Annotated in this window: 21 protein-coding genes and 2 rRNA genes; 11 read left to right on the top strand and 12 right to left on the bottom strand. The window is 60.9% G+C overall.

From position 1 onward, the window contains the following. Positions 1-31: 31 nt before the first annotated feature. The 5 genes from NY023_RS09550 (at position 32) to NY023_RS09570 (ending at position 2,264) form a co-directional block, all read left to right on the top strand. Positions 32-391: a hypothetical protein gene (locus tag NY023_RS09550; RefSeq protein ID WP_316927894.1), complete on the top strand. Its 360-nt coding sequence runs from the start codon at positions 32-34 to the stop codon at positions 389-391. Positions 392-399: 8 nt separating this feature from the next. After that, a complete protein-coding gene (locus NY023_RS09555) occupies positions 400-804 on the top strand; it encodes a TraR/DksA family transcriptional regulator (protein WP_003259022.1) in 405 nt (134 codons plus the stop codon). A gap of 178 nt (positions 805-982) precedes the next feature. After that, positions 983-1,174 (top strand): hypothetical protein, encoded by a 192-nt coding sequence (locus NY023_RS09560; RefSeq protein WP_024086603.1) that lies wholly within the window; start codon positions 983-985, stop codon positions 1,172-1,174. A gap of 410 nt (positions 1,175-1,584) precedes the next feature. Further along, positions 1,585-2,055, top strand: coding sequence for a hypothetical protein (locus NY023_RS09565; protein WP_003259020.1), 471 nt, complete (start codon positions 1,585-1,587; stop codon positions 2,053-2,055). Next, positions 2,052-2,264, top strand: a complete 213-nt coding sequence (locus NY023_RS09570; RefSeq protein ID WP_013971837.1) for a hypothetical protein — start codon at positions 2,052-2,054, stop codon at positions 2,262-2,264. The genes NY023_RS09565 and NY023_RS09570 overlap by 4 nt, the downstream gene beginning before the upstream one ends. Positions 2,265-2,276: 12 nt before the next feature. Here NY023_RS09570 and NY023_RS09575 read toward each other — a convergent pair whose 3' ends face one another. The 7 genes from NY023_RS09575 to NY023_RS09605 form a co-directional block, all read right to left on the bottom strand. Further along, the gene (locus NY023_RS09575; RefSeq protein ID WP_003259017.1) at positions 2,277-2,642 is read right to left on the bottom strand and encodes a Na+/H+ antiporter subunit G; all 366 of its coding nucleotides are present in this window, start codon (positions 2,640-2,642) and stop codon (positions 2,277-2,279) included. Continuing rightward, on the bottom strand, positions 2,639-2,917 hold the full coding sequence (locus NY023_RS09580) for a K+/H+ antiporter subunit F (RefSeq protein ID WP_003259015.1): 279 nt from the start codon (positions 2,915-2,917) through the stop codon (positions 2,639-2,641). The genes NY023_RS09575 and NY023_RS09580 overlap by 4 nt, the downstream gene beginning before the upstream one ends. Next, positions 2,914-3,402: a Na+/H+ antiporter subunit E gene (locus tag NY023_RS09585; protein ID WP_013971838.1), complete on the bottom strand. Its 489-nt coding sequence runs from the start codon at positions 3,400-3,402 to the stop codon at positions 2,914-2,916. Before NY023_RS09585 ends, NY023_RS09580 begins: the two co-directional genes overlap by 4 nt. Beyond that, positions 3,399-5,078: a monovalent cation/H+ antiporter subunit D gene (locus NY023_RS09590; RefSeq protein ID WP_013971839.1), complete on the bottom strand. Its 1,680-nt coding sequence runs from the start codon at positions 5,076-5,078 to the stop codon at positions 3,399-3,401. Before NY023_RS09590 ends, NY023_RS09585 begins: the two co-directional genes overlap by 4 nt. Next, positions 5,075-5,419, bottom strand: coding sequence for a Na+/H+ antiporter subunit C (locus tag NY023_RS09595; protein ID WP_013971840.1), 345 nt, complete (start codon positions 5,417-5,419; stop codon positions 5,075-5,077). Before NY023_RS09595 ends, NY023_RS09590 begins: the two co-directional genes overlap by 4 nt. After that, positions 5,419-8,334 carry a monovalent cation/H+ antiporter subunit A gene (locus tag NY023_RS09600; RefSeq protein WP_044046952.1) on the bottom strand — a complete coding sequence of 972 codons (2,916 nt, stop codon included), beginning with the start codon at positions 8,332-8,334 and terminating at the stop codon, positions 5,419-5,421. The genes NY023_RS09595 and NY023_RS09600 overlap by 1 nt, the downstream gene beginning before the upstream one ends. 150 nt (positions 8,335-8,484) lie before the next feature. Further along, positions 8,485-9,435: a DMT family transporter gene (locus tag NY023_RS09605; protein WP_023662797.1), complete on the bottom strand. Its 951-nt coding sequence runs from the start codon at positions 9,433-9,435 to the stop codon at positions 8,485-8,487. Between the two features lie 83 nt (positions 9,436-9,518). Between NY023_RS09605 and NY023_RS09610 the strand changes: the two genes are divergently transcribed. Continuing rightward, complete coding sequence (locus NY023_RS09610) at positions 9,519-10,082, top strand: helix-turn-helix domain-containing protein (RefSeq protein WP_015269662.1); 564 nt, start codon at positions 9,519-9,521, stop codon at positions 10,080-10,082. Between the two features lie 125 nt (positions 10,083-10,207). On the opposite strand, the gene NY023_RS09615 is transcribed toward NY023_RS09610, so the two are convergent. Next, a complete protein-coding gene (locus NY023_RS09615) occupies positions 10,208-10,756 on the bottom strand; it encodes a cysteine hydrolase family protein (RefSeq protein ID WP_013971843.1) in 549 nt (182 codons plus the stop codon). Between the two features lie 83 nt (positions 10,757-10,839). Between NY023_RS09615 and NY023_RS09620 the strand changes: the two genes are divergently transcribed. Together NY023_RS09620 and NY023_RS09625 are read left to right on the top strand one after the other, a co-directional pair. Further along, positions 10,840-11,823, top strand: coding sequence for a GlxA family transcriptional regulator (locus NY023_RS09620; protein WP_013971844.1), 984 nt, complete (start codon positions 10,840-10,842; stop codon positions 11,821-11,823). 105 nt (positions 11,824-11,928) lie between these two features. After that, positions 11,929-12,309 carry an antibiotic biosynthesis monooxygenase gene (locus NY023_RS09625; protein ID WP_013971845.1) on the top strand — a complete coding sequence of 127 codons (381 nt, stop codon included), beginning with the start codon at positions 11,929-11,931 and terminating at the stop codon, positions 12,307-12,309. Here the strand turns inward: NY023_RS09625 and NY023_RS09630 are convergent. Both NY023_RS09630 and NY023_RS09635 read right to left on the bottom strand, forming a co-directional pair. Further along, complete coding sequence (locus NY023_RS09630; RefSeq protein ID WP_013971846.1) at positions 12,288-13,058, bottom strand: alpha/beta hydrolase family protein; 771 nt, start codon at positions 13,056-13,058, stop codon at positions 12,288-12,290. The genes NY023_RS09625 and NY023_RS09630 overlap by 22 nt on opposite strands. Beyond that, positions 13,042-14,160: a DUF3182 family protein gene (locus tag NY023_RS09635; protein WP_013971847.1), complete on the bottom strand. Its 1,119-nt coding sequence runs from the start codon at positions 14,158-14,160 to the stop codon at positions 13,042-13,044. The genes NY023_RS09630 and NY023_RS09635 overlap by 17 nt, the downstream gene beginning before the upstream one ends. Positions 14,161-14,380: 220 nt before the next feature. Here NY023_RS09635 and NY023_RS09640 point away from each other — a divergent pair, with 220 nt between their 5' ends. After that, positions 14,381-16,189, top strand: a complete 1,809-nt coding sequence (locus NY023_RS09640) for an aminopeptidase P family protein (RefSeq protein WP_013971848.1) — start codon at positions 14,381-14,383, stop codon at positions 16,187-16,189. A 38-nt stretch (positions 16,190-16,227) separates the two neighbouring features. Here NY023_RS09640 and NY023_RS09645 read toward each other — a convergent pair whose 3' ends face one another. After that, positions 16,228-16,509, bottom strand: coding sequence for a hypothetical protein (locus NY023_RS09645; protein ID WP_013971849.1), 282 nt, complete (start codon positions 16,507-16,509; stop codon positions 16,228-16,230). A gap of 191 nt (positions 16,510-16,700) precedes the next feature. Beyond that, complete coding sequence (gene rhtA / locus NY023_RS09650) at positions 16,701-17,588, bottom strand: threonine/homoserine exporter RhtA (RefSeq protein WP_013971850.1); 888 nt, start codon at positions 17,586-17,588, stop codon at positions 16,701-16,703. Between the two features lie 640 nt (positions 17,589-18,228). Between rhtA and NY023_RS09655 the strand changes: the two genes are divergently transcribed. Beyond that, positions 18,229-19,765 (top strand): 16S ribosomal RNA (locus NY023_RS09655). Positions 19,766-20,082: 317 nt separating this feature from the next. Beyond that, positions 20,083-22,974: ribosomal RNA gene (locus NY023_RS09660) — 23S ribosomal RNA — on the top strand. Together the 16S and 23S rRNA genes form the textbook arrangement of a ribosomal RNA operon. The last annotated feature ends 20 nt before the right edge of the window (positions 22,975-22,994 follow it).

The raw sequence follows: 22,994 nt of genomic DNA on the forward strand, positions 1-22,994 counted from the left end.
TCCATGGGGCCTCAGCGCTTGACGGGCATTCATGCCCGTCACCTCCCTCCGCAAAACCTCTGCTCGGCCTCCTGAAGTCGCGAAGATCAAGATCAAGATCAAGATCAAGATCAAGATCAAGATCAAGAGCCAGAGCCAGAGCCAGAGCCAGAGCCAGAGCCAGAGCCAGAGCCAGAGCCAGAGCCAGAGCCAGAGCCAGAGCAGAGTGCGCCGACTGGCGGAATGTGGGCACCGGAAGCAAATTCGCACCCAATTGCAGTTGCTCCACGCGACGTGGCGCCTTAGACTGCCGCCCCCTGTAAAAGAGTGCCGGTTGGCGCTTGAAGAATTCTGCTGCCGATGCCGAGGCGTCGGCGGCACCCGAATCGCCCAAATGCACATTTTTTCATAGAGAAATCGATGACCAAGGAACAGTTGCTGGCCATGTCGGCCGATGACTACATGAACGCTGACCAGCTGGCTTTCTTCGCTGGCCTGCTGCAGGCGATGAAAGTCGAAACCCATGAACGCATCGAGCTGAGCCGTGCCACCATCGAAGGCCTGGACACCCCGTCGGATCCTGCCGACGTGGCTTCGGTCGAAGAAGAGCGTAGCTGGCTGGTGAACGCCATCGACCGCGACCAGCGCCTGCTGCCGCAGCTGGAAATGGCCCTGGACCGTATTGCCGACGAAAGCTTCGGCTGGTGCGATGACAGCGGTGAACCAATCGGCCTGAAGCGTCTGCTGATCAGCCCGACCACCAAGTACTGCATCGAAGCCCAGGAGCGCCACGAGCAGCTCGATCGCCACCAGCGCCAAGTGTAACCCCGCGCGGTGTGCCAAGCCCCACGGAGCGATCCCTGGGGCTTTTTGCGTTTCTTACCGGCGGCGGTTTTGTTGCCCTGCACGTAACACTGCTGTACCGGGATGCGCTGTTTCCGCGCCATAAGCAGGCGTATCATGGCTTTATCGTTAGGGTGCTAATTAAATTCCGGAGGGAATGATGAATAGCCGGGTCGATGTAGCCGTGATGATTGGTTCGGGTGTGCCCGCCACACTGCGTGCACTGGGTAAACGCGTCTGCTGGGTGGTGCTGGTCAATGGCGAACGCCGTGGTACCGCATTTGCCACCCGTGAAGAGGCCTTGGAGTGCCAGGCGGCCTGGCAGCAGTTGAAGAAGGGCCTGGCTGCCTGATCGCCGTGAGTGCTGCCGGCAAGCGAACGGGGTGTTGTTCAGGGCGTTCGCTTGTAAGAAATGTACTTTGCCTCTCGACGAATTTCGGTGTTTTCGTGCATATTCTTTCCCCAGTAATGCGCTGATGGATTGCAGGGCCCGTTCTTACGTGCGCTCTGGCATTGCCTGTCGCATTTTTTCTGGCGGTTTTGCTGTCAGACATTGCGCTTCCCGAATCGGGAATATGCCGAAAGCCTGTATTTGAGGCCAGATCTGGCAAGCCAGGGTAAAGATTCCCGCACGCTGCATCGCCAGCGGGCGCAGACATTTCGCATATCGCTTTATTACTCTTTTCGCCTATCGATAAGAAATGGCCGTGCCTCACCGAGCTTTGGGTGAGGGCGGGTTGTAACCGGTTGAGGATTACTTCATTGGCAGTCAGCACTCTTGATACCCATGCGTTGTTCGCCTTGGGCGACTTGCGCGGTAAATTGGCCCAGCTGTTCCAGGGCCGCTTTGTCTATGTTACGGAACAGAGTCCCGAAGGCCTGTACATGGCCGAAATCGACACCGAAAGCGCATTGGTCGTCGATGACAAGCAGCGTTTGGAACTGAAGGTCGGCGACCACTTTCGCGCCGCCGTGCTGCCCAGCCGGGAAGGCGGCAAACTGGAAATGCGCTTTCGCGAAATCAAGTTGAACGTATATGGCGTGGGCGACTATGCCTTCGTGTCGGTGCCTGAAGGCGAGGGCATCGTGTTCCGTGAAGGCCACGGTGTGATGCTGGTATTCGCCGCACAGCAACAAGTGCAGGAAGGCCTGGGCAAGTTGCTCAAGGCGGTGACCGGTAAGGTTGCCAAATGGCGCAAGGGTGAGCTGACCACCTTCAAGGCCAGTGAATGACCCACAGTGACGACGCGCCTGCCACGCGTGCCGAGTTCCATCGGCAGCACCAGGCGGATGCCGTGGCCGAGGCCGAGCGTTTGCTGGCCAGGCGCGAAGAACTGCAAGGCGCCTGGTTGAACTGGGTGGCAGGGGAATTATACCGCCTCGGCCGGCCGCCTTATGCGGCCATGGTCCGGCGCGAGTTGCAGCGCCTTGCCCAAGGGTGAGGCGGCGACCTGTCAGTTGCCTCGATCACGGCCGCTGCTGACTTCTTCAGGGACCGGCTCTTTCGCCATGCGCTTGCGGAACAGCGCCGCCCGGGCCAGCAACAGTGTGGTCACCGGCACGGTGATCGACAGCAGGATCGGAATCAGCCAGGCGTGCAGCACCGGGGCTTCCTTGAGCCAGGAAAAATAGATGATCGAAGCCAGTGCCACGCACCAGGCACCAATGGTCGAAGCCAGTGCCGGCGGGTGCATCCGCTGGAAGTAGTCCTTCAGCCGCAACAGGCCCACGGCACCGATAAGGGCGAAAAGGCTGCCGGTCAGCAGCAGCGCGGCGGTGACCAGCTCCAGCCAGAACGGGAGTTGCAGGGTTTCAGTCATTCGATAACCTCACCGCGTAGCAGGAACTTGGCCAGGGCAAACGAGCCAACGAAACCGAATAGCGCAATCAGCAGGGCACCTTCGAAGTAGGTGTCACTGGCATAACGGATTCCAAGTACCAGCATGGTCAGCATGGCCAGGATGTACAGGTAGTCCAGCGCCAGCACCCGGTCCTGGGCGGACGGGCCGCGGAACAGCCGGATTAGTGCCAGGGCCATGGCCAGGGCGAAGATGAACAGGCTGGCGAGGACAGCATTGGCGAGCAGGCCTGTCATTGGAAAATCTCCATCAGCGGGCGTTCGTAGGTGTCCTTGAAGTGCTGGATGAAAGCCGCCTCATCGTCCAGGTCGAACACATGCAGCAGCAACACGGTGCGGTCCAGCGCCAGCTCGGACCAGACCGTGCCGGGCACTACCGTGGTAATCATCGACAACGCCGCCAGGCCATGTGGGTCGTGCAGGGCCAGCGGGATGTGCACGAAGGCCGAGCGCGGCGGCTGCTTGCCGGCGCGCAGCACGCCACGGGCAACCAGCAGATTGGACATGATCACATCGATGCCGACCCGGCCAATCAGCCGGGCGATGGCCAGTGGGCGCCGCACATGGGCATGCTGCGGGCGCAGCGGTGCCATCAGCAGCGGCGCCAGCACGCCGAGCGCGGCTGCCAGCAGCAGGTTGCCGGGGCTGACCGAGAGGTTCAGCAACAGCCACAGTGCGAACAGCGAAACCGATAACAGCGGTGCCGGGAACAGTCGATTCATGGCTGCACCTGTACGTCGAGCGAGGTGGGGCCAGGAATCGGCCGGGCGGCCATCACGGCTTCGATATAGGTGTCGGGGGCCTGCAGGCTGGCGGCGGTGTCCTGGGTGTAGCGCAGCAGCGGCTCGGCCCTGAAGCTGAGGATGAAGCACAGGCCGAGCAGGATGACGATGGGCAGGCATTCATAGCGGCGCAGCACCGGCGACGGGCGCTCTTCAGGCTTCCAGAAGCGTTGGATGCCGACGCGGCCGAAGGCGATCAGCGAGGCCATGCCAGACAGGACCAGCAATGCCACCAGGCCCCAACCCGCCATGCCCAGCGGCTGCTCGGCAGGCACGCCCAGCCCTTGCGGGTTGAACAGCGCGCTGATCAGGTTGAGCTTTCCGACAAAGCCCGACAGCGGCGGCATGCCGATGATCAACAGGGCGCAGGCGATGAAGCTGAGGCCGAGGAAGGCCATGGTCCACGGGATGATCTGGCCGATCACCACCTTCTGTTCATCGTCGAGGTTGATGCCCTTGGGCGGGTGCAGTGATTCCAGTGGTGGCGGCATGGCGTCTTCTTCGTCGTCCAGCGGTGCTTCGTTGGCCGAGCGCGAACGTTCGACCAGTTCGGCGAGCAGGAATAGCGCGCACAGCGCCAGGGTCGAATTGACCAGATAGAACAACGCCGCGCCGGTCAGCGCCGATTGCGCAAAACCGACGGCGCCGAGCAGGGTGCCGGCTGAAACCAGGATGCTGAGGGCGGCCATGCGCTCCAGGCGCTGCGCGGCCATGATCGACACTGCCGCCACCGCCAGGGTGACCAGGCCACCGTACACCAGCCATTCACCACCGAAGTGCGCCGAGGCCCCGGCCTGCCCTGAGAACAGCAGAGTCCACAGGCGCAGCACGGCATACAGGCCGACCTTGGTCATGATGGCGAACAGCGCCGCCACCGGCGCGCTGGCCGAGGCATAGGCCGGTACCAGCCAGAAGTTCAGCGGCCAGATGCCGGCCTTGACCAGGAAGGCCATGGCCAGGATCGCCGCGCCAGCGTGCAGCAGGCCACGGTCGGCCTCCGGCACCAACGGAATCTTCAACGCCAGGTCGGCCATGTTCAGGGTGCCGGTCACGCCATACAGCATCGCGGCGCCGATCAGGAACAGCGACGAGGCGAACAGGTTGATGGCAATGTAGTGCAGGCCGGCACGCACCCGGGCGCGGCCCGAGCCATGCAGCAGCAGGCCATAGGAAGCGGCCAGCAGCACCTCGAAGAACACGAACAGGTTGAACAGGTCGGCGGTGAGGAAGGCGCCGTACAGGCCCATCAGCTGGATCTGGAACAGTGCGTGGAAGCTGGCCCCGGCACCGTCCCAGCGAGCGCGGGCAAACAGCAGGGCACTGAAACCGATGATGCCGGTGAGGGTCAGCAGCAGGGCCGACAGGTGGTCTACCACCAGCACGATGCCGAACGGTGCCGGCCAGTTGCCGGGCAGGTAGACACCGATCGATTCCGCCTGGCCCTGGCTGCGCACCCACAGCAGCAGGCTGACTGCGATGGCCAGGCCGGCGAAGGTCGAAAGCAGGTTCAGCCGGGCCTTTGTCCGCCGGTGTTTCTCGCCCAGCAACAACATCAATGCCGCTGTAACCAAGGGCAGCAGGATGGGCGCGATGATCAATTGGCTCATGCCACTCATTCGTCACGCTCCCGGCCATCCACGTGGTCGGTACCGGTCAGGCCGCGCGAGGCCAGCAACACCACCAGGAACAGCGCGGTCATGGCGAAGCTGATGACGATGGCGGTGAGCACCAGGGCCTGAGGCAGCGGGTCGGTGTAGTGCAGCAGGTCCTGGGGCACGCCGTCCTTGATGATCGGTTCCTTGCCGATGAACAGGCTGCCCATGCTGAAGATGAACAGGTTGACCCCGTACGACAGCAGGCAGAGGCCCATGATCACCTGGTAGGTTCGCGGGCGCAGGATAAGCCACACTCCCGAAGCGGCCAGCACGCCGATGGCAACTGCAATCACTTCTTCCATCAGGCGGCTCCTGCTTGGCTGGTTTTCGCCGGGTTACCCGGGCGGTAGGCGCGCACCGACTGGTGCGCCAGGGCGGTAAGGATCAGCAGGGTCGAGCCGACCACCACGGTGAACACCCCGACATCGAAGAACAGCGCGCTGGCCACGTGCACATCGCCGAGCAATGGCAGGTGCAGGTGGGCGGTATGGGTGGTGAGGAACGGGTAGCCTAGCAGCATGGCGCCCGCGCCGGTCAGGGTTGCGCACAGCAGCCCGGTGCCCATCCAGCGCAGCGGGCGCAGGCTCATCTGCGCCTCGACCCACTGGGTGCCGGCCACCATGTACTGCAGAATGAACGCCACCGACATCACCAGGCCCGCAACAAAGCCGCCACCGGGCTGGTTGTGGCCACGCATGAACAGGTACATCGACACCAGCAGGGCGATCGGCAGCAGCAAGCGCACCAGCACCGCGGGCACCATCATGAAGCCCAGGGCGGTGTCGGTGGCATGCCGTGGGTTGATCAGGTCGGTGACCACGTCGGGTGCCAGCTGACGCTGTTGCGCCGGCAGTTGCATGCTCTCCTTGGGCGGGCGGAAGCGCCGCAGCAGGGCGAACACGGTCAGCGCCACAGCCACCAGTACGGTGATTTCACCGAGGGTATCGAAGCCACGGAAGTCGACCAGCATGACATTGACGACGTTGGTGCCACCGCCCTGGGGGAGTGCCCGGCTCAGGTAGAACGAGGAAATGTCGTTCGGCGTCGGCCGGGTCAGCATGGCGTAGGACAGCACGGCCATACCGCCACCTACCAGCACCGCCAGCAGCAGGTCGCGCAGGCGACGCATGCGCGCACGCTCGAGGCTGCCCGGCAGCGGCGATACGCCTTCGATTCGCCGCGGCAGCCAGCGCAGGCCGAGCAGGATCAGCACGGTGGTGACCACTTCCACTACCAGCTGTGTCAAGGCCAGATCGGGCGCGGAGAACCAGACGAAGGTGATGCAGGTCATCAGGCCGCAGACGCTGACCATGATCAACGCCGCCAAACGGTGATACTTGGCCTGGTAGGCAGCGCCGATGGCGCAGGCGATGGCGATCAGCCAAAGCGCGACAAACACGCCCGAACCTGGAATCTTCGGCCGGTCGCCCCAGCTGAGACCACTGTAGAGCATGGGGGTGAGGCCGGCGAGGAAGGCGGCGAGCACCAGCATGAACAGCTGCGATTGCAGGCGGCGGCTGGTGAGCAGGCGCTCGATGCGCCGCGCCAGCAGCATTAGCTGCACCTGGCCGTGTTCGAACAGGCGCTTGCCATTGAAGCGTTCGATCACCGGTGGGTAGGGGAAGCGGCCAAGGCGCAGCTGCTTGCGCAGCAGCAGGTAAAGCACGATACCGCCGCTCATGGCCACCAGGCTCATGACCAGCGGCGCGTTCCAGCCATGCCAGATGGCCAGGCTGTATTCCGGCAGGGTGCCGCCCACCACAGGCAGGGCGGCGGCGGCCAGCAGCGGGCCGACCGACTGGGCAGGGAAGATGCCTACCACCAGGCAGGTAAGCACCAGCAATTCGACCGGCGCACGCATCCAGCGTGGCGGTTCGTGCGGGATGTGCGGGAGGTCCTGTGCAGTGGGGCCGAAGAACACATCGACGGTGAAGCGCAGGGCATAAGCCACGCTGAAGGTGCCGGCCAGGGTGGCGACCACCGGCAACGTGGCCTCGACCCAGGCAGTGGAGCTGATGAACACCGTTTCGGCGAAGAACATTTCCTTGGACAGGAAACCGTTCATCAACGGCACGCCGGCCATCGAGGCGCTGGCCACCATGGCCAGGGTGGCGGTATATGGCACCAGGCGTATCAACCCGCTGAGGCGGCGGATGTCACGGGTACCGCTTTCGTGGTCGATGATGCCGGCGGCCATGAACAACGAGGCCTTGAAGGTGGCGTGGTTGAGAATGTGGAACACCGCCGCGACCGCGGCCAGCGGGCTGTTCAGGCCCAGCAGCAGGGTAATCAGGCCCAGGTGGCTGATGGTCGAGTACGCCAGCAGGCCCTTGAGGTCGTTCTGGAACATGGCGGCGAAGGCGCCGAGCAGCAGGGTGAGGGCGCCGGCACCGCCGACGATCCAGAACCACTCTTCGCTGCCCGACAGCACCGGCCACAGGCGCGCCAGCAGGAACACCCCGGCCTTGACCATGGTCGCCGAGTGCAGATAAGCCGATACCGGGGTGGGCGCTGCCATGGCATGGGGCAGCCAGAACTGGAAGGGGAACTGTGCGCTCTTGCTCAGGGCGCCGATGAGGATCAGCGGCAGCAGCACCGGGTACAGCGCATGCTGGCGAATGGTGTTGCCGGCAGCCAGGACCTTGTCCAGATCGTAGCTGCCGACCACATGGCCGAGCAGCAGGGCACCCACCAGCAGGCACAAGCCGCCCGCGCCCGTGACCATCAGCGCCATGTAGGCGCCGCGGCGGGCGTCGGCACGGTGGTGCCAGTAGCCGATCAGCAGGAACGAGAACAGGCTGGTGAGTTCCCAGAAGAACACCAGCTGGATCAGGTTGCCGGAGATCACCAGGCCGAGCATGGCGCCCATGAAGGCGAGGAAGAAAGCGAAGAAGCGCGGCACCGGGTCTTGTGGTGACATGTAATAGCGGGCGTACAGCGACACCAGCGTACCGATGCCCAGCACCAGCAGCGAGAACAGCCAGGCGAAGCCGTCCATGCGCAGCACAAGGTTCAACCCAAGGCTGGGCAGCCAGAGGAACTCTTCGCGAATCACGCCACCGTGGGCAACCTGAGGGTACAGCAGTGCTACCTGGACAGTGCCGACCAGGGCCACGAGCCCGGCGAGAATGGACTCCGCGTTACGTGCGTTGTGCGGCAGCACGGCTGCCAGGCAACTGCCCACGAACGGCAGAAGCAATAGCACTATCAATGACATAGCGTTCTATTCTGGAGAAGTTTGCAAAGAATCATACGTGCCGAGGGGTTGATCACCAACACGCAAGCTGTCGCAGAATCCTACAAACAGGCTGTGACAAGCTGTTTTTTTATAACAGATTCTTACAAAGCATAGACGCAGTTGGCGGCTTTACAGGCCAGCCTGGCGTTCGCCTTCATCCTGCACTTCCTGTGCTTCGGCCACCTCGCGCGGGCGGCGCACCTTGAGTTCGCTTACCACCACCGCGATCACGATCAGCAGGCCGCCGAGCAGTGCCACGCCCGGCAGGCGCTCACCGGCGATGCGCCCGACGATCCCGGCCCATACTGGTTCGCCGGCATAGATGAGGGTGGCGCGGGTGGGCGAGACCGACTTCTGCGCCCAGTTCATTGCCACCTGGATCACCGCGCTCATGGCGCCCAGGCCCACGGCACTGGTCAGCAGCAGCCAGGAAAAATCGGGAATGCGCTCCTGGGTCGGCACAATCATCAGGAACGCCAGCAGCGAGGCGGTCGCCAGCTGCACCACGGTGACCCGGCGCACATCGACCTGCCCGGCGTAGCGGCTGATCAGGATGATTTCGCCGGCAATGGCCACGGCGCTGACCAGGGTTACCAGCTCGCCTTCGCTGAAGTGCAGGCTGCCACCCTCCGGACCGGCCAGCAGCATCAGGCCGATGAACGCCAGGCCGATACCGATGCTGGGCATCAGGCCGGGGCGCCGGCCCAGCACCAGCCATTGCAGCAGCGGCACGAACGGCACGTACAGCGCGGTGATGAACGCCGACTGGCTGCTGCTGATGGTTTGCAGGCCCATGGTCTGCAGGCCGTAGCCGAGCATGATCGACACCCCGATTAGCATGCCGGCCTTCAGTTCGGTGAAGGTCAGCCCTGGCAGCGCCCGCGCCGAGACCACCCCGACGAACAGCGCGGCTGCAGCGAAGCGCAGACCGACGAAGAACATCGGGCCGCTGACGCTCATCACGTTGTGTACCAGCAGGAAGGTGCCGCCCCACAGCATGGTGATGAATACCAGCACTAGTTCGGCCTTGCTCAGGCGAAAGGTAATGGCGGGGGTCGGTTTGCTGCTGGGCTGGCTCATGGTCTTGCGCACTCGGAGGGGGCGGCGCACAATCGCCGCAAAGTGGGCAGTATACTGCGCAATACCGACCAGTGAGCAATATAGTGCACAAAGATTCCTCGCACCGGGCATCGGTGCTGCAACATGTCAGCCTCAATGTACGCAGCCTGCGCAACGCCGCGGGTATGAGCCAGACGGCGTTGGCGGAGCGTTCCGGGGTCAGCCGGCGCATGCTGGTGGCGATCGAGGCGGGCGAGAAGAATGTCAGCCTGACTACTCTCGACCTGATTGCCGAGGCCTTGGGCGTGGCTTTCAGTACCCTGATCCAGGCACCTGACCAGCGCGACCCCGGGCGCATCGAAGAGTTGGCCTGGGCCGGCGAGCACCCGCAGAGTCGGGCGGTGCTGTTGGGCAGCAGCGTGGCGCGGCGCGAGGTGGAACTATGGGAATGGACCCTGGCACCGGGCGAGTGCTATTCCAGCGAGGCTGATGCCGAAGGCTGGAGCGAGCAGATCTATGTGGCGCAAGGGCAACTGACGCTGATCATCGAAGGGGTCGAGCATCGCCTGCAGGTCGGGCAGTTCCATGTGTTTCCCAGCAACTGCCGGTATGCCTACCGCAACGATGGGGCGGTTGCGGTGCGGTTTGTGCGCAATGTGGTGATCTAAGAGCGCGCAGGGCTGCATCACCTGTGGGAGCGGGCATGCCCGCGAACACCAGCGGAGGCGGTGCCATCCTCCGCGTCGCCTGATTCGCGGGCACGCCCGCTCCCACAGGTGCTGAGCAAGCCTGATCAGCTATTCAGCAACTCATCGGTCCTGACCACCTTGGCATAGGCAAACGCCAACGCCGCCATCACCGAATCATGCACCTGCGCCGCCGGCACCCGCTTGCCATCGAACTCTAGTGGCAGCGTGGCACAGGCGTCGTGCGCCACGGTCACGTCATAACCCAGGTCGGCCGCGGCCCGGGTGGCGGCGTCGATGCACATGTGGCTCATGCTGCCGACGATGGTCAGGGCCTCGACGCCATGCCGGTCCAGCGTGTGCTCAAGGTCGGTACCGAGGAAGGCGTTGACCTTGTGCTTGAGCACCACCGGCTCATCGGCCCGAGGCTCTACCTTGGCATGGATCGCCGCGCCCTGCGAACCTGGCGCGAAGAACGGCGCATCGGCGCTGTCGAACTCATGCCGCACATGCACCACCAGGTCGCCCCGTTGACGCGCCGCCACCAACAGGCGGGCAGCATTGTCGGCCGCCTGCTCGGCACCATCGAGGGTCCATTTGCCGCCGGGGAAGTAGTCGTTCTGGATGTCGATGATGATCAGCGCCTGCTTGCTCATGCTGCCTCCCTGTGGCAGTAGTCGTTGGATGACGTAAGTTATAGGCTGTGTGCACTGACCTGAGGATTGGCGCGAACGACACTATGCAGGCAAAAACTGACAACCCCGCCAGCCTGGACATCGGCCTGCTGCTGTACCCCGGCGCGCAGCGTGCTGCCGTGCATGGGCTGGCCGACCTTTTTCTGGTAGCCAACCGGGTGGTTGCCGAACTGGGTGCTGTCGAGTTGCCATCGGTGCGTATCAGCTTTTGGCAGGCAGACGAGGCAGGGCGGTTGCAGCTTGCCCCTGAGAGCCCACCTGCCGCCGCGGCCGATCTGCGGGTGCTGATCATTCCGCCAAGCCTGGAGTCGGCACCACAGGGTGAGCTGCTTGAGCACCATCGCGCGTCGTTGTGCCAGTTGCACGGGCACGGCACGGTGCTGGCATCGGTGTGCATCGGGGTGTTCTTCATCGCCGCCAGTGGTCTGCTCGACGGGCGCCCGGCCTGTACCCACTGGAACTACGTGCATTCGCTTGCCCAGCGTTTTCCCAAGGTGCGGGTCGAGGCCCAGCAGCCGTTGCTGGACGATGGCGACATCGTCACCTCGGCGGGGCTGATGGCCTGGACCGACCTGGGCTTGCGCTTGCTGGAGCGCTTCATGGGCGCGACGGTGGCGCGGGAAACTGCCCGCTACCTGGCGGTCGACCCGGTCGCGGCGCCGCTGCCTGGTGCAGTGTTCAATCCACGCCTGGACCATGGCGATGAGGCGGTACTGAAAGTGCAGCACTGGTTGCAGGGCAACGGTGGGCAGGATGCCGATCTGGCCAGCATGGCTGCGTGCGCGGGGCTGGAGGAACGCACCTTCCTGCGGCGTTTCCGTGCTGCCACGGGGCTACGGCCAACCGAGTACTGCCAGCAGGTGAGGGTGGGGCGCGCGTGCCGCTTGCTGGAGTTCACCCGGCGCAATGTCGAGCAGATCGCCTGGGGCGTCGGTTACCAGGACCCGGGTGCGTTTCGCAAGGTGTTTCAGCGCATAACCGGCCTGACCCCGAGTGATTACCGGCGGCGCTTCGCGGTATCGGGTTAGGACGCGGGGCGTTCCCGGTGCGGAAAACCGCTTGACCTTGACATAACTTGAGGTTTTACCCTGCTCGGCATCGCGCTGTAGGCGTCCGTCACCAGGAGACCGTTCATGACGGCAACATCCCATGCCCTGTGGTTTACCCAGATGATCGAATATGAAGTGCCTGGCAAGTTCCAGCAGGCGTTGGCCCAAGCGCTGGTGGCGCGCAGCGAAGAGCTGGCCGCGCGTTGCGAAGGGCTGCAGGGCGTCAGTATTCAGGCCAGCGACGATGGCAGCCGGGTGCTGCAGTACCTGCAATGGCAGTCCCGCCAGGCGTGGGCAGCGGCGGCCGTATATTTCGTCGGGGAACCTTTTCTCGACCTGCTTGGCCAGTACCAGGCGCGTGGGGTCAACTTTGCTGCCTACCAGACCCTGCGCAGCCTGGTGCGCGGTGCCGATGGCGGCCTGCATTGCCAGGTGGGCGAGCCTCAGGCATACCAGGGCGCGTAGTGCGGGTAGCGATCCAGGCGGGCGCCAATGACCATTTCGCTGACCCATGCCGCCAGGATCGAACTGTAGGCTTTCTGGCTCTCTTCGCTGGACAACGCGTGGTCGGCGCCGTCGACGATGCGGTGGGTGAGCGAATGGGCGCTGACGAATGCCGAGCGGTAGCTCATCAAGGTGCTGTGCGGCACGTAGTCGTCCTGCTCGGACTCGACCAGCAGTACATCGCCTCCGAACTCGGCACAGGCTGCCAGTGCGCGGTTGTCTGCCGGGCCGAGCAGGCGCTGGCGATAGGCGTTCAGCCGTTGCCGGTCGAGGGTTTGCTTGGGGAGGTTCCATTCGTCGTCCCAGTACATTGCGGGTACCCTGAGGGCCAGCCATTTGACCGGCCGCTCACGGGTCAGCAAGGTGGCCAGGTAGCCGCCATAGCTGCTGCCGATGATGGCGATGGCACTGGTGTCGACGGCCGGGTGGCTTACCAGCCGGTCGTAGGCCACCAGCAGGTCGGTCAGGTTCTGTTCGCGGGTGACCGTCAGCCGTTGGCTTTCGGTTTTTTCGTGGCCGCGCAGGTCGAAGGTCATGCACACGCAGCCCAGCCCGGTGATATGTCGGGCGCGGGCCAGGTCGCGTTGCTGGCTGCCACCCCAGCCGTGGACGAAGAGGATGCCCGGCATCTTGCTGCCGGGGCTGACCAGGGTGCCGACGATGCTGTCATCCTCGACCTGCAGTTCAACGGTTTCACTCTGAATGGTCATGTTCGCGAATCCGCGCAAATTTGCTGAGTTGTCCGAGTTCACTGTCGTTTCCTTGGTAAAAGAGGGTGGCGTCAGTGGGGAGTTCGGGGGTGCCGAACACTTCATGGGTGGAGGCACGTACCCGTTGCAATGCCGGGTCGTCGGCGAACGCCTGCAAGGCCAGCAGTTCGGCACTGCTGGCACCGCCCAGGCGCCAGGATTGCTCGAGTACGCCGCTGCGCAGGTGGCCCTGTGGGTTCACGCCGCGGGCAATGTCGTAGTTGCGCCGCGAGGCGATGAAGCCGGGGAAGTGCTGCTCGGCGGCTTGTTCGTAGGCCATCGCCTGGTTGATGGCCAGGCGCAGCGGCTCGTCCAGCGGCAGTTGCAGCAGTGCCTGGTAGTCACCGCGTACCACTACCAGGTCGGAGCCGCCATACACTTCCGTGCCCTGATGGTCGCGGGTAAGTTGCTGGGTGCCGTGATAGCTGCAGGTCAGGCCGGCGACACGTACCTGGCCAACGCTGAATGTTTGCACTTCGCTCAGGTCTTCCTCGAGCACCAACCCCCATAGCGCAAGGTCCTGGTCATCCATGCCGGCCAGCAGCGGTTCCAGCTCATCCGCCGTGGTTATGACCTGTTGCCCACGGCCTGCGCAGGCCAGTACCGGCTTGATTCGCAACGGGCCGTCCGTCAGTAACAGCTGTGCGGCGGTCCGTGCATCGGCCTTGCTGAATACGGTGTAGCCGCGCAGCAGGGCATCGCAGGCTTGCCGTGCGAAGGCATCGGTCCAGCCCGGCGGGAAACTGGCCCCGGCCGGCAGCGGGTGGGAAATCGCCTTGGTCGCCATGTAGGGGTGTGCGACCAGGCCACCGAAAAGGTCCTGTTCGCTGCAGATGCCGAGGGCGGCATGGCGTTCGGGATCGACCAGGGTTTCGGTGGGCAGGTAGTAGTAGCCGTCGGTGGCGCTTGGTGGCTGGCTGGGTTGCACGTGCGGGCAGCCCAGAAGGCGGGCCAGGCCGTCGGCAAGCTTCAGGTGCACGGCATGCTCGTGGTCGGGGGTGTGCGCGCGGGTGTCGAGCAGCACCACGCCGCTTTTAGGGGCGCAGGCGTTGGGCATGGTCATTTGCCTGTGTGCAATGAATGTACTCAGTGTGAAGCCGGTGCTTTGTGGAAGTTCAGCGGAACTTGATCGGTGGTTCTGGTCCGTCTGTAGGAAATGTCCGGTATGCGCAGGGCGTCACGGGCAATGCATGCCGTGTGTCGGTCGCCAAGATTGCAGGGCTTCGGCGGCTGTTCCATTATCGGCACACTGGATAAACCGTGATGTAGCCGCAGGAGAGCGCATGAACGTTCAGACCACCCTTGGGCAAAGCGTGCCGCAGCGTTTGGCGCTGGTTCGCCAGGCCATGGCCGCAGGAGGCATCGATGCCTTGCTGGTACCTTCGGCCGACCCCCATCTTTCCGAATATCTGCCTGGTTACTGGCAAGGGCGCCAGTGGCTTTCTGGTTTCCATGGCTCGGTCGGCACGCTGGTGGTCACGGCTGGCTTTGCCGGGTTGTGGGTCGATAGCCGCTACTGGGAACAGGCGGAACACGAGCTGGCGGGTAGTGGCATCGAGCTGATGAAACTGCTGCCGGGCAAGCCTGGTGCGCTGGAGTGGCTGGGCGATCACGTCGAGCCCAACGGCAGCGTGGCAGTAGATGGTGCGGTCATGGCGCTGGCTTCGGCGCGCCAACTGAGCGATCGGCTGAAGGCGCGCGGGGCGCGACTGGTGACTGACAAGGATCTGCTGGGCCAGGTCTGGGAAGGGCGCCCGGCGCTGCCAGGCAACCCGGTGTATCAGCATTTGCCGCCGCACGCCACGGTGAGCCGTGCGGAAAAACTGGCGCAGTTGCGCCAGAGCGTGCAGGCCAAGGGGGCCGACTGGCATTTCATCGCCACCCTGGATGACATCGCCTGGCTGTTCAACCTGCGCGGTAGCGATGTTTCCTACAATCCGGTGTTCGTGGCCTTTGCCCTGATCAGCCAGCAGCAGGCCATCCTGTTCGTCGGCCAGGACAAGCTCGACGAACATCTACGCCAGGTGCTGGCGGCCGACGGTATCGAAGTGCGTGACTACGCCGAAGCAGGCAAGGCCCTCGCCGCCATGCCGGCCGGGAGCCGATTGCTGGTCGACCCGGCCCGGGTGACCTGCGGCCTGCTGGATAACCTGCCGGCCGAGGTGGAGCTGGTCGAGGGGCTCAACCCCAGCACCTTGAGCAAGTCGTGCAAGGGTGATGAGGACCTGGTGCACATCCGGCAGGTGATGGAGCAGGATGGCGCGGCCCTGTGCGAATTCTTCGCCTGGTTAGAGGCCAACCTTGGTCGTGAGCTGGTTACCGAGCTGACGGTCGACGAGCAGTTGAGTGCCGCCCGTGCCCGCCGCCCGGGATTCGTGTCGTTGAGCTTCTCGACCATTGCCGCCTTCAACGGCAATGGCGCGATGCCGCATTACAGCGCCACGGAACAGTCGCACGCGGTCATCGAGGGCGATGGTCTGCTGCTGATCGATTCGGGCGGGCAGTACCTGGGGGGCACCACCGACATCACGCGCATGGTGCCCGTGGGCAACCCGAGCCTTGCACAGAGGCAGGATTGCACACGCGTGCTCAAAGGCATGATCGCCTTGTCGCGGGCCACCTTCCCGCGAGGCGTGCTATCGCCGTTGCTCGACGCCATTGCCCGGGCACCGATCTGGGCTGACCAGGTGGATTACGGACATGGCACCGGGCATGGCGTGGGCTACTTCATGAATGTGCACGAGGGGCCGCAGGTAATTGCCTACCAGGCGGCGCCCACGCCGCAGACCGCGATGCAGGTGGGCATGATCAGCTCGATCGAGCCGGGTACGTACCGTCCAGGACAGTGGGGTGTGCGCATCGAGAACCTGGTGGTCAACCGCGAGGTCGGCAAGAGCGCCTTCGGCGACTTCCTGAACTTCGAGACCCTGACGCTATGCCCGATCGATACCCGCTGTCTGGTGCCCGAGTTGCTGACCAGGGAAGAACTGGACTGGTTGAATGGCTATCACGCCAGGGTACGCGAGCGTCTGGCGCCGTTGCTCAAGGGGGACGCGCTGGCCTGGCTGGAGGCGCGTACCGCGCCCTTGTGAGGCAAACGAAAAGGGCAGCTTGCGAGCTGCCCTTTGTTTTACTTGCAGATGACGATCATGCTGCGGCTGGTATAACCCGCCGGGTTGATGCCAAACAGGTAGTCACCTGGTTCTTCATCGCTATCGCCCGAGCGGGCTATGATCCGGTAGCCGCGCGTGCTGCAGGAGCTCGCGGCCTTGCTGTAGCAGTTGTCCCACGAGGAAGACAGGCCGGAGCAATTGATATGCAGGCCCTTCTTGCCCCTTTTGACCTCAGTCTTGGCCGTGGCGGCACATCCAGCAATAGCCAAGATGGCCAGGATCAGCAAAATACGTTTCATTCCTGTCCTTATGATGCGGGGCGGATCAGCTGTCTGGTCCCGTCGTTATCGCTTTGGTTCTTCCTGAAATATCCCCAGCGTCCGTGTTCGGTCCAGTAGATAGCGTGAAGATGATGATTCTGTGACAGCTTAATCAGCGAGACAGGTCGCTACAATCACTAATCCTGTCTCAAATGAAAATATTTCTCATATCAGTCGGTAGCGACGACCGGGCTGGGTTCCTTGCGCATGGACAGGGTGGTGCCGACCGACGCGGTGATGATCGCGAGAATAGCCAGCCACTGGGTAATCGTCAGTACCTCGCCCAGGAACAGCAGGCCGGACAATGCGCCGAATGCTGGCTCGATACTCATGAGGGTGCCGAAAGTGCGTGCCGGGATGCGCGTGAGGGCAACCATTTCCAGGCTGTAGGGCAGGGCGGTTGACAGCACCGCGACGCCCAGCGCCATGGGGATCAGGGCGGGTGTGAGCAATGCGCTGCCGGCGTGGGCGATACCGATGGGGGCAACGAACAGCGCGGCCACCACTACGCCTAGTGCGGCACTCTGGATACCATGCTCGGCCCCGGCACGCTGCCCGAACAGGATGTACAGCGCCCAGCATACGCCCGCGCCCAGGGCATAGGCAGCGCCGACCGGGTCGAGAGCCTGCCCGCCATGGCCGGCCGGCAGCAACAGCAGCAGGCCGACGATGGCCAGGGCAATCCACAGGAAGTCGATCGGCCGGCGCGAGGAGAAGATTGCCACGGCCAGCGGGCCGGTGAATTCCAGTGCCACGGCAATGCCGATCGGTACCGTTTGCAGGGCCATATAGAAGAGGAAGTTCATGCCGCCCAGCGCCATGCCGTAGATGATGACGTTGCGCAGGGTATTGCGGGTCATGCGCACACGCCAAGGGCGCAGGATAAGCAGCATGATGATGCTGGCGAAGATCAGGCGCAGGGTGGTGGTGCCTTGCGCGCCGATGAGGGGGAACATGCTTTTGGCCAGTGAGGCGCCGGACTGTATCGATGCCATGGCGATGAGCAGCAGGCCGATCGGGAAGAGGGTAGCGGCCAGGCTGCGGGGTTGGGTGTTCATTTCTGCGCGACGATCCTTGAGCGGGGTGGGGTGAGCAATATAGTGCGCAAATACGAGGGAAGGGGGCAAGGTGCCTGGCGTTGTTATTTCAGCGCCTGTGCGATCGACCGCCGGACATACAAGGCGGTCGCGTGCGCTGGTACTGACATTACTTGCCCGAAACAGATGTAGGAGCCTTGCGCTGCGCGGGCGCTCGATCTCACAGGCGCTGCAAGGCTCGCGGCGAGCGCTTGGGGCCCTGATGCAGTCTTTTTCAAAAAGATTCTAAATTATTGAAATTAAAGGTTGACCTCCTGAAACACCGCCCTATAATGCGCACCACTCCAACGCGGTAGCGAAGCAAAGCCAGCCACCCTGTTGAGTCAAGTGTTTGAAGCTAAACGAGTTTCTCGCAAAAAACTTCAAAATAAACGCTTGACAGCAAATGAGGAAAGCGTAAAATGCGCGCCTCGGTTGAGACGAAACGCTCTTAACCAAACGCTCTTTAACAAATCGAATCAAGCAATTCGTGTGGGTGCTTGTGAGTACGGACTGATAGTCACAAAGATTATCAGCATCACAAGTGGCCATGCGAGAAATCACATAGTCATTTGAGATTGCTGAGCCAAGTTTAGGGTTTCTTAAAAACCCAAGCAGTATTGAACTGAAGAGTTTGATCATGGCTCAGATTGAACGCTGGCGGCAGGCCTAACACATGCAAGTCGAGCGGATGACGGGAGCTTGCTCCTTGATTCAGCGGCGGACGGGTGAGTAATGCCTAGGAATCTGCCTGGTAGTGGGGGACAACGTTTCGAAAGGAACGCTAATACCGCATACGTCCTACGGGAGAAAGCAGGGGACCTTCGGGCCTTGCGCTATCAGATGAGCCTAGGTCGGATTAGCTAGTTGGTGAGGTAATGGCTCACCAAGGCGACGATCCGTAACTGGTCTGAGAGGATGATCAGTCACACTGGAACTGAGACACGGTCCAGACTCCTACGGGAGGCAGCAGTGGGGAATATTGGACAATGGGCGAAAGCCTGATCCAGCCATGCCGCGTGTGTGAAGAAGGTCTTCGGATTGTAAAGCACTTTAAGTTGGGAGGAAGGGCAGTAAGTTAATACCTTGCTGTTTTGACGTTACCGACAGAATAAGCACCGGCTAACTCTGTGCCAGCAGCCGCGGTAATACAGAGGGTGCAAGCGTTAATCGGAATTACTGGGCGTAAAGCGCGCGTAGGTGGTTCGTTAAGTTGGATGTGAAAGCCCCGGGCTCAACCTGGGAACTGCATCCAAAACTGGCGAGCTAGAGTACGGTAGAGGGTGGTGGAATTTCCTGTGTAGCGGTGAAATGCGTAGATATAGGAAGGAACACCAGTGGCGAAGGCGACCACCTGGACTGATACTGACACTGAGGTGCGAAAGCGTGGGGAGCAAACAGGATTAGATACCCTGGTAGTCCACGCCGTAAACGATGTCAACTAGCCGTTGGAATCCTTGAGATTTTAGTGGCGCAGCTAACGCATTAAGTTGACCGCCTGGGGAGTACGGCCGCAAGGTTAAAACTCAAATGAATTGACGGGGGCCCGCACAAGCGGTGGAGCATGTGGTTTAATTCGAAGCAACGCGAAGAACCTTACCAGGCCTTGACATGCAGAGAACTTTCCAGAGATGGATTGGTGCCTTCGGGAGCTCTGACACAGGTGCTGCATGGCTGTCGTCAGCTCGTGTCGTGAGATGTTGGGTTAAGTCCCGTAACGAGCGCAACCCTTGTCCTTAGTTACCAGCACGTTATGGTGGGCACTCTAAGGAGACTGCCGGTGACAAACCGGAGGAAGGTGGGGATGACGTCAAGTCATCATGGCCCTTACGGCCTGGGCTACACACGTGCTACAATGGTCGGTACAGAGGGTTGCCAAGCCGCGAGGTGGAGCTAATCTCACAAAACCGATCGTAGTCCGGATCGCAGTCTGCAACTCGACTGCGTGAAGTCGGAATCGCTAGTAATCGCGAATCAGAATGTCGCGGTGAATACGTTCCCGGGCCTTGTACACACCGCCCGTCACACCATGGGAGTGGGTTGCACCAGAAGTAGCTAGTCTAACCTTCGGGAGGACGGTTACCACGGTGTGATTCATGACTGGGGTGAAGTCGTAACAAGGTAGCCGTAGGGGAACCTGCGGCTGGATCACCTCCTTAATCGACGACATCAGCCTGCTGATGAGCTCCCACACGAATTGCTTGATTCATGGTTGAAGACGATCAAGATCCTGTATGGATCTTGTGTTGTTCCTGGTCAGAACTTGGAAATGAGCATTCGTTTCGAATGTTGATTTCTGACTTTTGTCAGATCGTTCTTTAAAAATTCGGATATGTGATAGATATAGACTGATGGCCAGTTTCACTGCTGGTTAATCAGGCTAAGGTAAAATTTGTGAGTTCTGCTCGAAAGAGCAACATGCGAATTTTCGGCGAATGTCGTCTTCACAGTATAATCAGATTGCTTGGGGTTATATGGTCAAGTGAAGAAGCGCATACGGTGGATGCCTTGGCAGTCAGAGGCGATGAAAGACGTGGTAGCCTGCGATAAGCTTTGGGGAGTCGGCAAACAGACTGTGATCCAGAGATCTCTGAATGGGGGAACCCACTCAGCATAAGCTGAGTATCTTGTACTGAATACATAGGTGCAAGAGGCGAACCAGGGGAACTGAAACATCTAAGTACCCTGAGGAAAAGAAATCAACCGAGATTCCCTTAGTAGTGGCGAGCGAACGGGGACCAGCCCTTAAGTTGATTTGAGATTAGTGGAACGCTCTGGAAAGTGCGGCCATAGTGGGTGATAGCCCCGTACACGAAAATCTCTTGTCAATGAAATCGAGTAGGACGGAGCACGAGAAACTTTGTCTGAATATGGGGGGACCATCCTCCAAGGCTAAATACTACTGACTGACCGATAGTGAACCAGTACCGTGAGGGAAAGGCGAAAAGAACCCCGGAGAGGGGAGTGAAATAGAACCTGAAACCGTATGCGTACAAGCAGTGGGAGCCTACTTTGTTAGGTGACTGCGTACCTTTTGTATAATGGGTCAGCGACTTATATTCAGTGGCGAGCTTAACCGAATAGGGGAGGCGTAGCGAAAGCGAGTCTTAATAGGGCGTTTAGTCGCTGGGTATAGACCCGAAACCGGGCGATCTATCCATGGGCAGGTTGAAGGTTAGGTAACACTGACTGGAGGACCGAACCGACTACCGTTGAAAAGTTAGCGGATGACCTGTGGATCGGAGTGAAAGGCTAATCAAGCTCGGAGATAGCTGGTTCTCCTCGAAAGCTATTTAGGTAGCGCCTCATGTATCACTCCAGGGGGTAGAGCACTGTTTCGGCTAGGGGGTCATCCCGACTTACCAAACCGATGCAAACTCCGAATACCTGGAAGTGCCGAGCATGGGAGACACACGGCGGGTGCTAACGTCCGTCGTGAAAAGGGAAACAACCCAGACCGTCAGCTAAGGTCCCAAAGTCATGGTTAAGTGGGAAACGATGTGGGAAGGCTTAGACAGCTAGGAGGTTGGCTTAGAAGCAGCCACCCTTTAAAGAAAGCGTAATAGCTCACTAGTCGAGTCGGCCTGCGCGGAAGATGTAACGGGGCTCAAACCATGCACCGAAGCTACGGGTGTCATCTTTGATGACGCGGTAGAGGAGCGTTCTGTAAGCCTGTGAAGGTGAGTTGAGAAGCTTGCTGGAGGTATCAGAAGTGCGAATGCTGACATGAGTAACGACAATGCGAGTGAAAAACTCGCACGCCGAAAGACCAAGGTTTCCTGCGCAACGTTAATCGACGCAGGGTTAGTCGGTCCCTAAGGCGAGGCTGAAAAGCGTAGTCGATGGAAAACAGGTTAATATTCCTGTACTTCCAGTTATTGCGATGGAGGGACGGAGAAGGTTAGGCCAGCCTGGCGTTGGTTGTCCAGGTTTAAGGTGGTAGGCTGAAATCTTAGGCAAATCCGGGATTTCAAGGCCGAGAGCTGATGACGAGTTGCCTTTAGGCGACGAAGTGGTTGATACCATGCTTCCAAGAAAAGCTCCTAAGCTTCAGATAACTGGGAACCGTACCCCAAACCGACACAGGTGGTTAGGTAGAGAATACCAAGGCGCTTGAGAGAACTCGGGTGAAGGAACTAGGCAAAATGGCACCGTAACTTCGGGAGAAGGTGCGCCGGCGAGGGTGAAGGACTTGCTCCGTAAGCCCATGCCGGTCGAAGATACCAGGCCGCTGCGACTGTTTATTAAAAACACAGCACTCTGCAAACACGAAAGTGGACGTATAGGGTGTGACGCCTGCCCGGTGCCGGAAGGTTAATTGATGGGGTTAGCGCAAGCGAAGCTCTTGATCGAAGCCCCGGTAAACGGCGGCCGTAACTATAACGGTCCTAAGGTAGCGAAATTCCTTGTCGGGTAAGTTCCGACCTGCACGAATGGCGTAACGATGGCGGCGCTGTCTCCACCCGAGACTCAGTGAAATTGAAATCGCTGTGAAGATGCAGTGTATCCGCGGCTAGACGGAAAGACCCCGTGAACCTTTACTATAGCTTTGCACTGGACTTTGAATTTGCTTGTGTAGGATAGGTGGGAGGCTTTGAAGTGGGGACGCCAGTTCTCATGGAGCCATCCTTGAAATACCACCCTGGCAACTTTGAGGTTCTAACTCAGGTCCGTTATCCGGATCGAGGACAGTGTATGGTGGGTAGTTTGACTGGGGCGGTCTCCTCCCAAAGAGTAACGGAGGAGTACGAAGGTGCGCTCAGACCGGTCGGAAATCGGTCGTAGAGTATAAAGGCAAAAGCGCGCTTGACTGCGAGACAAACACGTCGAGCAGGTACGAAAGTAGGTCTTAGTGATCCGGTGGTTCTGTATGGAAGGGCCATCGCTCAACGGATAAAAGGTACTCCGGGGATAACAGGCTGATACCGCCCAAGAGTTCATATCGACGGCGGTGTTTGGCACCTCGATGTCGGCTCATCACATCCTGGGGCTGAAGCCGGTCCCAAGGGTATGGCTGTTCGCCATTTAAAGTGGTACGCGAGCTGGGTTTAGAACGTCGTGAGACAGTTCGGTCCCTATCTGCCGTGGACGTTTGAGATTTGAGAGGGGCTGCTCCTAGTACGAGAGGACCGGAGTGGACGAACCTCTGGTGTTCCGGTTGTCACGCCAGTGGCATTGCCGGGTAGCTATGTTCGGAAGAGATAACCGCTGAAAGCATCTAAGCGGGAAACTTGCCTCAAGATGAGATCTCACTGGGATCTTGAATCCCCTAAAGGGCCGTCGAAGACTACGACGTTGATAGGTTGGGTGTGTAAGCGCTGTGAGGCGTTGAGCTAACCAATACTAATTGCCCGTGAGGCTTGACCATATAACACCCAAGCAATTTGC

This window comes from Pseudomonas sp. NBB, assembly GCF_032701105.1.
Classification (GTDB): domain Bacteria; phylum Pseudomonadota; class Gammaproteobacteria; order Pseudomonadales; family Pseudomonadaceae; genus Aquipseudomonas; species Aquipseudomonas asiatica.